The organism is Acidocella aminolytica 101 = DSM 11237 (genome assembly GCF_900129125.1).
GTDB classification, from domain to species: domain Bacteria; phylum Pseudomonadota; class Alphaproteobacteria; order Acetobacterales; family Acetobacteraceae; genus Acidocella; species Acidocella aminolytica.
Window position 1 is genome coordinate 1 of the sequence record NZ_FQVJ01000068.1, and the last position, 8599, is coordinate 8599.

Here is an 8599-nt window from a genome sequence, read left to right on the forward strand (position 1 = left end):
ATCCGTCAGCTTTAGCGCCAAAAACCAGCGATAGGCGACATTCACCTCGATCTCGCGCACCAGTTGCCGCTCCGAGCGAATGCCAAACAGGTAGCCAAGGAACAGCGCCTTGAACATTAAGGTCGGATCCAGCGGCGGCCGCCCATTATCCGGGCAGTAGAGCCCGGCCACCAGATCATGGATGAACGTAAAATCAATCACAGCGTCGATCTTGCGCAGCAGGTGGTCCGCCGGGACCAGGCTGTCCAATGTAACAATCTCAAGCGCCGTCTGCGGCGAGGATGGTTTCTTCAGCATCACAACAATGAATCAAAAACCCCCGGCTTGCGCCAGGGGGTTGTCAGCAGTCTGAAGGGGCCCGCTTGCGGGGCCCCTTTTTTACGGCTTCATGCCTGAGTGAAATCGTCCGGCTTCGGCTTAAGGCCCTCCGCCAGATGTTTCATGAAGCCAATTACCTTGTCAGTGTCCCAGTCAGCCGCGCCATCCAGCCGTGCCACAGCCTTACCCTCAGGGTTCACCACCATGGTCACGGGAATGCCGTTGGTCTGCATCATATCCAGATCATCACCTGAAGGATCCACCAGGATCGGCAGATTATTGATCCCTCGCAGCTCAAAATAAGCTCGCACGGCCGCCACCCCATCAACATCGATGGAGATAGGCAGCACTAGCCCACCAAAAGACTTCAGCTTCGGCGCCAGAGCGGCAAAGGTTGGTAATTCCTCCTTGCAGGGACCGCACCAAGTGGCCCAAAGATTCACCAGCAGCACATGCCCCCTGAAATTGGCCAAGGATAATTTCTTGCCCTTGACGTCATGAAACCCCAAAGGCGGGGGGGGCACGGGAGCAAAAACAGTCCAGGCGGAGGTCGCATCCGGCAGGTCGTCTGATTCGGTTTGCGCCTCGGCGCGATTGCTCATAGCGGCGCCCAGGGCTAAGGCAGGGGCGGTGGCAATGAGTGACCGCCGCATGAGTGAAGGGCGTTTAGGTTTGACGGACAAAGACAGCACTCCGGTAAAGAGCCAGTTGCAATGGGGCGGGCGGTTTGACGCCGGACCCGCCGAGGTGATGCAGGCCATTAATGCTTCGATCAGCTTTGATTCCAAGCTGTGGCGGCAAGACATCGCAGGCAGCCAGGCCCACGCGGCAATGCTGGCCAAGCAAGGCATCATCACCCATGAGGATCAGGCCGCCATCAAAGCCGGCCTGGAGGCGATCGCGGCTGAGATCGAGGCCGGGACGTTTGAATTCTCCGAGGCGCTGGAAGACATCCACACCAATATCGAGGTACGGCTGACCGCGCGCATCGGCGAGGCGGCGCGGCGCCTGCACACGGCGCGCAGCCGCAACGACCAAGTCGCCACGGATTTCCGACTTTGGGTACGCGATGCCATAGACGGTATTCTGGCCCAGATTCATAGTTTGATGAAAGCCCTGGCTGAACGCGCCGCTGAGCACGCAACCACGGTCATGGCTGGCTTTACCCATCTTCAAACCGCTCAGCCTGTTACCTTTGGTCACCATTTGCTGGCCTATGTGGAAATGCTTGCCCGCGATGCCGGACGGCTGCAGGATGCCCGCACCCGGTTGAATGAGTGCCCGTTGGGCGCCGCCGCCCTGGCCGGAACGTCTTTCCCTATTGACCGCCACGCTACCGCTGAAGCGCTTGGCTTTGCCCGACCCACCGCGAACTCGCTCGATTCGGTTTCAGACCGTGATTTCGCGCTGGAATTCCTCTCCACCCTATCCATCTGCGCGATGCATCTCTCACGTTTCTCGGAAGAGATCATCATCTGGTGTTCCTCTCCTTATAAGCTCATTGAGCTGTCGGATGCGTTCACCACCGGCTCCTCCATCATGCCGCAGAAGCGTAACCCGGACGCCGCCGAGTTGGCCAAAGCCAAAACCGGCCGCATTTTCGGCGCGCTGACAGGCTTGCTGACCGTGATGAAGGGCCTGCCCATGGCCTACGCAAAGGACATGCAGGAGGACAAGGAGCCGGTGTTTGACGCCGTGGCCGCCATCTCGCTCAGCCTCGCCGCCATGGAAGGCATGGTGCGGGACATGAAGGCGAATAAAGACCGTATGGAAGCGCTGGCGGGCTCTGGCTTCTCCACTGCGACCGATCTGGCTGACTGGCTGGTACGGGTGCTGAAAATGCCGTTTCGTGACGCTCACCACACCACCGGTCAGTTGGTGCGCTTAGCCGAGGATAAAAATTCTGACCTCTCTCACCTGACGCTGGCGGACATGCAGAGCGTTGAGCCGCGCATCACGAACGAAATCTTTGAAGTGCTGACGGTACAGGCGTCTGTCGCCTCCCGGGTCTCTTATGGCGGCACCGCCCCGGCCAATGTGGCAAAGCAGGCTGCGCTTTGGCTGGAGAGACTGGCATGAGACTGGTTTTCGCCTTGCTCTGCCTCGCAGCCTTGGCCGGGTGCGGGCGCCGCGGCGCGCCCGTGCCGCCTGGCCCGGCGCAGAACATCACCTACCCTCACTCCTACCCGAGCCCTGAATAACATGGCCGACATGAACTTCACCGGCCCCGACCCTGACCTGCAGGATCTGCTGGCCGCCCGCCCGCAACTGGAGATGCACGCTCAGGACGGTTTATGCCTGGAAGGCGTGCCGTTGAACGCGATCGCGGATAAATACGGTACCCCGGTCTGGGTGTATGGCGCGGGCACGATGCGCGCCCGTTACGCCGCCCTGCGGGATGCTTTCGCGGCTGAGAATGTGCCCATGCACATCCATTACGCGGTTAAGGCCAATGACCATCTTGCTGTCCTGAACCTGTTTCGCGAACAAGGCGCCGGGGCGGACGTTGTCTCCATTGGCGAGTTCCTGCGCGCGGCCCAGGCGGGTATCGTGGCGAAGGATGTGGTTTATTCCGGCGTCGGCAAGTCTGAAGCAGAGCTGGAGGCCGCGCTGTGTGCCGGTATTGGGCAGATCAACGCCGAAAGCGCTGAGGAGGTGGAGATGATCTCCGCCGTTGCCTCCCGCCTGGGTGTGGTGGCGAATATCGCGCTGCGGATGAACCCGGATGTGGATGCCGGCACGCATGCCAAAATCACCACCGGCCTTGCGGGAAATAAGTTTGGCATTGCAGCAGTGGACATTTCCTACCTCTATGCACGCGCGGCCAAGCTGCCCGGCGTGCGGGTGGCGGGTATCGCCATGCATATCGGTAGCCAGATTCTGTCCACCGAGCCTTACCACTTGGCCTATGAAAAAGGCGCTGAAATGGTCCGCGCTCTGCGCGAAGCTGGACAAAGCGTAGAGGTGCTGGATATCGGCGGCGGGCTTGGCATCGGCTATCAGGACGAGCCTGGGCTTTCCCCCAATGCTTTCGCGGCGGTGGTGCGTCAAGTCACGAACGGGCTAGGTGTGCGGCTGATGATGGAGCCCGGGCGCTACCTGGCCGGTCCGGCTGGGGTGCTGCTCGGTTCCGTGATTTTGCAGAAGCAGGCGGGCAAGCGCTTCGTGGTGCTGGACGCGGCGATGAACGACCTGATGCGCCCGGCCATGTATGAAGCCTGGCACGGCATTTTACCGCTGGACGCCACCGCCTATCGCAGCGCCCTTAGCCCGGCTGACGTGGTCGGCCCGATTTGTGAATCCGCCGACCAGTTCGCCAATGACCGCGCTCTGCCTGATTTAAAGCCAGGCACCCGCGTGGCGCTTCTGGATACGGGGGCTTATGGCGCGGTGATGAGCAGCACCTACAACGCCCGTCCCCGCCCTGCCGCCGTGCTGGTCGACAAAGGCGGGTTCATGCTGATTACAAAGCGCCAAGACATCCAGTCACTTTGGGATGGAGAAATTGTCCCAGGGCCTGATCAGGCCCCCTCATGACAATGCATAACCGTTAGAGGTCCAATCAAACGTGGTGCCACAGGCTTCGGTTTAGCCTTGCGTGGTACCACGGTAGAGTGTTCCTCCACCGGCATCTTTTCTTGTGGCAGCTCACGCAAATCCTGCTCCCGTGAGCTGCCATGACCGCCGAACATCATCAGCAGCATATTGCCCAACGCCCTCGACATTTTAAAATCTCCTTTTCAAGGCTTAATCGATGGAGATTATGTAGGGCAGGATAGGCACTCGCCTCAAACGAGTATATTGTCCACGTCGGATGACTTGAGGTTATGCGATGAAACGCGGGCGCCTGCCGCTAACCGCCTTACGCAGTTTTGAAGCTGCCGGGCGCCACCAAAGTTTTACTTTGGCGGCGGAGGAACTGTTCGTCTCCCAGGCCGCCATTTCCCGGCAGATCAGGGAACTGGAAGAAATGCTGGGGCATGATCTGTTCGTGCGCCGTCACCGGCAGGTTGTGCTAACGGAGCGCGGCCAGACACTGCTCAACCTGCTGACGGAAAGCTTCGATGATATCTCCCGGATTCTAGAGGACATCCGCGCCGCGCCGCCGGACAAGCCCTTGCAAATCAGCGTCGAGCCCTCCTTCGCGGCTTGCTGGCTGATCCCCCGTCTCAATCGCTTTCGGGAAACCTACCCTGATATCGAGGTGATGATCGTCTCCGAGGCCAGAATGATTGAATTCCGCGCCGGGGAAGCCGAAATCGGAATCCGCTGGAGCGGCTCGGCAAGCTCTTGGCCGCGTATGCAGGCGGCGCTTCTGGTGAAGGCCGTCATGTCCCCTGTTTTGTCACCCACCTTACTACCGCAGGATGGCACACCCCTCACCCCATCGGACCTGTTGGCGCTTCCCTTGCTGCATGAGGAAAAGCGTAGCTATTGGCAGCAATGGTTCGTCGCTGCGGGGCTACCGGATGTGCCTCCGCAGCCCGGGCCACTCTTCGCGGGCACCTCCTTGGCGTTGGATGCCGCCGCGCGCGGGCATGGCGTTGCACTCGGCGATAATGTACTGGTGGAAGACATGCTGCGCATCGGCGATCTGGTGCAGCCGTTTGAAACCTCTATCCCCTGTGGTGCCTATTGGCTGGTGGCACCGAATTTCGACCGACTCAGCCCCGCCGCGAAGGTCTTTTCAGACTGGTTGAAGGCCGAGTTTGCCTAACCGCCCAACTTGGCTTTTTCGGCGCGCGGCAGGCTAGCCACAACCATTCGGTAAGATTGCTCGATATTGGCGAAAAGCTCTTTATTGCTCATCGCCCCGCCTTCCACCCGCAGCCAGTTACCGCGCGGCAGATAAGGCGCGCGGATTGCTACCCTCTGCTCGCGCAGCACTTGGAAGGCTAGTGGCGTGGCCTTGAACACATAGCCATCCTCCCCCGGAAAACCGCCGCCCACCGCAAACATTTTGGGCCCCACCTTATGCACATGGCTGCCGCCCCACTGCACAACCATATAGCTACCGGGCAGCCGAGCGCAGAACGTATCGAAGGCGGCGAGCCGGGTCATTGAGGCTGTTCCGGGGCGCTTTCTGGCACAGCCTTACAGTTCAGTTCGACGATCTTGATCCGCTTGCCCTGGGTGGAAAGCGCGATCTGCCCGCGAATCAGCCGCAATGCCGTCTCACCGAACATCTCCCGGCGCCAGCCTTCTAGCACCGGGTTGGGGGCGGTTTCGTCCAGTGCCAAGCTCTCAATGTCATCGCTACCCGCCACTAGACGGGGGGCGACATTGTTTTTCTCCGCCGCCGCGGCCAGCAGCACTTTCAGCAGCGAAACCAACGCAGGAGAAGCTTTTGGCGCGTCACGCTGCCGCTCGGGCTTTGGCAAATCGGTATCCGGGAGCGCCTTGGCTTCAGCGATCGCGGTCAGCAAAGAGGCACCGGACTTGCCATTGGCGAACCCGGCGGAAACGCCCCGCGCCTTAGCCAGCACCTCGGCACTAGCCGGGGCCAGGGAGGCGATTTCAGGGATCTGCTCATCCTTTAGTAGCCGTCCGCGCGGAATATTGATCCGCTGCGCCTCACGCTCGCGCCATGCGGCAATGGCACGGGCAATCCCCAACTGGCGGCGATTATGGGAGCGGATTTTCAACCGCTCCCAGGCGCGTTCCGGGTCCACGCGGTAGGTTTCGGGCTTGGTGAGCATGGCCATTTCCTCCCTCACCCATTCCAAACGCCCTTCTTTCTCCAGCTTAGCTTGCAGTTTCTCATACACCTCGCGCAGATGGGTCACGTCTGCGGCGGCATAATTGATCTGCGACTTGGACAGCGGCCGGGCTGACCAGTCCGAAAAACGATGCGCTTTATCGATATGCCCGCCAGTGAGCGCCTGAACGAGCGAATCATACCCCACCTGGTCCCCAAACCCGGCTACCATGGCCGCCACCTGGGTGTCGAACAATGGAGTGGGCACGGCGTCGAACAAATTCAGGAAAATTTCGACATCCTGCCGGCAGGCGTGAAACACTTTCGCCACGTCCGGTTTGGCCAGCAGCCGCCCCAGCGGCGCCAGATCCATGCCAGGAATCATGGCGTCAACCACCGCCACATCATCCGCTCCGGCAATCTGCACTAGGCATAGCTCCGGGTAATAGGTCTTTTCACGCATGAACTCGGTGTCCACCGTGAGGAATGTTTCCCCAGCCAAACGCGTGCAAAGGGCCTCCAGAGCCTCGCTGGTGGCGATGAATTCGATCTTGTTTTCGCTCATGACCCTCCCATACCCCCTGCCCCGCTTGACAGGAAGCAGGTCCCGGTTTCTTTCGCGCCCCATGGAACAGATTCACGCCTATCGCACCCACACATGCGCCGCGCTTCGGGCGGCAAATATCGGCCAAACGGCCCGGCTTTCCGGCTGGGTGCATGCCAAGCGCGACCATGGCGGTCTGCTCTTCATTGATTTGCGCGACCATTATGGCATTACTCAATGCGTGTTCCCGGCTGGTTCCACCTGCTTCGCGGCGGCTGAAGCGGTGCGCGTCGAGTCGGTGATCACCGTGACGGGTGAAGTGGTAGCCCGCGCCGAAGGCACACAGAACCCCAAACTTCCCACCGGCGAGATTGAGCTGCGCGTGGCTGAAATGACCGTGGAAGGCCATGCCGATGTGCTACCCATGCAAGTGGCGGGCAATGAGCATTACCCGGACGAACTGCGCCTGAAATACCGCTTCCTGGATCTGCGCCGCGAACAGGTGCACAAGAACATCATGCTGCGCGCCGGGGTTATCTCCAGCTTCCGCCGCCGTATGATCGAGGCTGGGTTCATGGAATTCCAGACGCCAATCCTCTCCGCTTCCAGCCCCGAGGGCGCACGCGACTTCCTGGTGCCGGCCCGCAACCATCCGGGCAAGTTCTACGCGCTGCCGCAAGCCCCGCAGCAATTCAAGCAGCTGTTGATGGTGGCCGGGTTCGACCGTTATTTCCAGATCGCCCCCTGCTTCCGTGATGAAGCCTCCCGTGCGGACCGTTCCCCGGGTGAGTTCTACCAGCTCGATTTCGAGATGAGCTTCGCCACGCAGGAAGACGTATTCAACACCATCGAGCCCGTGCTGCACGGTGTGTTCGCTGAGTTCGCCAATGGCCGGGATGTCGGCACGCCTCCGTTCGTGCGTATCCCCTATGACGAGTCGATGCTCAAATATGGCTCGGACAAGCCGGACCTGCGCAACCCGATCATTATTTCAGATGTGACGGAAGCCTTCCGGAGCTCCAGCTTCGGGCTGTTCGCTAAGATCATTGACGGCGGCGGTATCGTGCGCGCCATTCCGGCGCCGGGTGCAGGCGGCAATCCGCGCTCCTTCTTTGACAAGCTGAATGAGTGGGCACGCAATGAAGGCGCTGGCGGCCTTGGCTATATCACCTTCAATGAGGCTGGCGCCCTGGGGCCGATCGCCAAGAATCTCGCAGCTGAACGAGTCGAGCGGATCCGCGAGATTTGCGGACTGAAGGCGGGCGATGCCGTGTTTTTCGCCGCGGGTAAGCCGGACGCCGCCGCCAAGTTCGCGGGCACGGTACGTACACGCCTGGGCAATGACCTCGGGCTGATCAAGGAAGGGGAGTTCAAGTTCTGCTGGATCGTCGATTTCCCGATGTATGAATATGATGAGGAACTAAAGCAGGTCGTCTTCTCCCACAACCCATTCTCCATGCCGCAGGGCGGCCTGGAGGCGCTGGAGACGCAGAACCCTTTGACCATCAAGGCCTTCCAGTACGATATCGTGTGTAACGGCATTGAACTCTCCTCCGGCGCCATCCGTAACCACCGGCCTGACGTCATGCTGAAGGCTTTTGAGATTGCCGGCTACGGGCCAGAAGAGGTGGAAGCCCGATTTGGCGGTATGCTCAATGCCTTCCGCTACGGCGCCCCGCCGCACGGAGGGGCTGCGCCTGGCATCGACCGTATCGTGATGCTGCTGGCCGATGAGCCAAACATCCGCGAGGTCATCGCTTTCCCGCTTAACCAGCAGGGCGAGGACCTGATGATGGGCGCACCGGCTCCGGTGCCGGGCGCGCGGTTGAAGGAACTCTCCCTGGCCATCGCCCTACCGCCGAAGGTAGTGAAGAGCTAAGCTCCCTAAAAAGAGCGCAATAAAAAAGGGGCCCCGCAAGCGGGCCCCTTCAGACTGCTGACAAACCCCTGGCGCAAGCCGGGGGTTTTTGATTCATTGTTGTGATGCTGAAGAAACCATCCTCGCCGCAGACGGCGCTTGAGATTGTTACATTGGACAG

Annotated in this window: 9 protein-coding genes; 5 read left to right on the forward strand and 4 right to left on the reverse strand. The window is 60.4% G+C overall.

The genetic code is table 11. The features are described 5' to 3' along the window. The coding region (locus tag BUB54_RS19170) for a transposase (protein WP_139285015.1) at positions 1 to 297 on the reverse strand (297 nt) is incomplete at its 3' end. An 89-nt stretch (positions 298 to 386) separates the two neighbouring features. Further along, positions 387 to 971 carry a TlpA family protein disulfide reductase gene (locus tag BUB54_RS19175; protein ID WP_048879479.1) on the reverse strand — a complete coding sequence of 195 codons (585 nt, stop codon included), beginning with the start codon at positions 969 to 971 and terminating at the stop codon, positions 387 to 389. Here BUB54_RS19175 and argH point away from each other — a divergent pair. From argH to BUB54_RS19195, 4 genes are all read left to right on the forward strand, one after another. Continuing rightward, a complete protein-coding gene (argH, locus tag BUB54_RS19180; RefSeq protein ID WP_048879485.1) occupies positions 970 to 2397 on the forward strand; it encodes an argininosuccinate lyase in 1428 nt (475 codons plus the stop codon). The two genes, BUB54_RS19175 and argH, sit on opposite strands and share 2 nt — an antisense overlap. Beyond that, entirely contained in the window at positions 2394 to 2519 is a 126-nt protein-coding gene (locus BUB54_RS21675; protein WP_241869407.1) for a lipoprotein, read from the forward strand. Before argH ends, BUB54_RS21675 begins: the two co-directional genes overlap by 4 nt. Position 2520: 1 nt before the next feature. After that, entirely contained in the window at positions 2521 to 3855 is a 1335-nt protein-coding gene (gene lysA, locus BUB54_RS19185) for a diaminopimelate decarboxylase (RefSeq protein WP_048879480.1), read from the forward strand. 295 nt (positions 3856 to 4150) lie between these two features. After that, positions 4151 to 5035: a LysR substrate-binding domain-containing protein gene (locus BUB54_RS19195; protein ID WP_048879482.1), complete on the forward strand. Its 885-nt coding sequence runs from the start codon at positions 4151 to 4153 to the stop codon at positions 5033 to 5035. Here the strand turns inward: BUB54_RS19195 and BUB54_RS19200 are convergent. Further along, positions 5032 to 5379, reverse strand: a complete 348-nt coding sequence (locus BUB54_RS19200) for an MmcQ/YjbR family DNA-binding protein (protein ID WP_048879483.1) — start codon at positions 5377 to 5379, stop codon at positions 5032 to 5034. The genes BUB54_RS19195 and BUB54_RS19200 overlap by 4 nt on opposite strands. Then, on the reverse strand, positions 5376 to 6581 hold the full coding sequence (rnd, locus tag BUB54_RS19205) for a ribonuclease D (protein WP_048879484.1): 1206 nt from the start codon (positions 6579 to 6581) through the stop codon (positions 5376 to 5378). Before rnd ends, BUB54_RS19200 begins: the two co-directional genes overlap by 4 nt. A gap of 70 nt (positions 6582 to 6651) precedes the next feature. Here rnd and aspS point away from each other — a divergent pair, with 70 nt between their 5' ends. Further along, positions 6652 to 8439, forward strand: coding sequence for an aspartate--tRNA ligase (aspS, locus tag BUB54_RS19210; RefSeq protein ID WP_048879486.1), 1788 nt, complete (start codon positions 6652 to 6654; stop codon positions 8437 to 8439). Positions 8440 to 8599: the final 160 nt, after the last annotated feature.

Coding starts and splice junctions, on each gene's coding strand:
- argH (WP_048879485.1), top strand. CDS start 970: ATGAGTGAAGGGCGTTTAGGTTTGACGGACAAAGACAGCACTCCGGTA.
- BUB54_RS19175 (WP_048879479.1), bottom strand. CDS start 971: ATGCGGCGGTCACTCATTGCCACCGCCCCTGCCTTAGCCCTGGGCGCC.
- BUB54_RS21675 (WP_241869407.1), top strand. CDS start 2,394: ATGAGACTGGTTTTCGCCTTGCTCTGCCTCGCAGCCTTGGCCGGGTGC.
- lysA (WP_048879480.1), top strand. CDS start 2,521: ATGGCCGACATGAACTTCACCGGCCCCGACCCTGACCTGCAGGATCTG.
- BUB54_RS19195 (WP_048879482.1), top strand. CDS start 4,151: ATGAAACGCGGGCGCCTGCCGCTAACCGCCTTACGCAGTTTTGAAGCT.
- BUB54_RS19200 (WP_048879483.1), bottom strand. CDS start 5,379: ATGACCCGGCTCGCCGCCTTCGATACGTTCTGCGCTCGGCTGCCCGGT.
- rnd (WP_048879484.1), bottom strand. CDS start 6,581: ATGAGCGAAAACAAGATCGAATTCATCGCCACCAGCGAGGCTCTGGAG.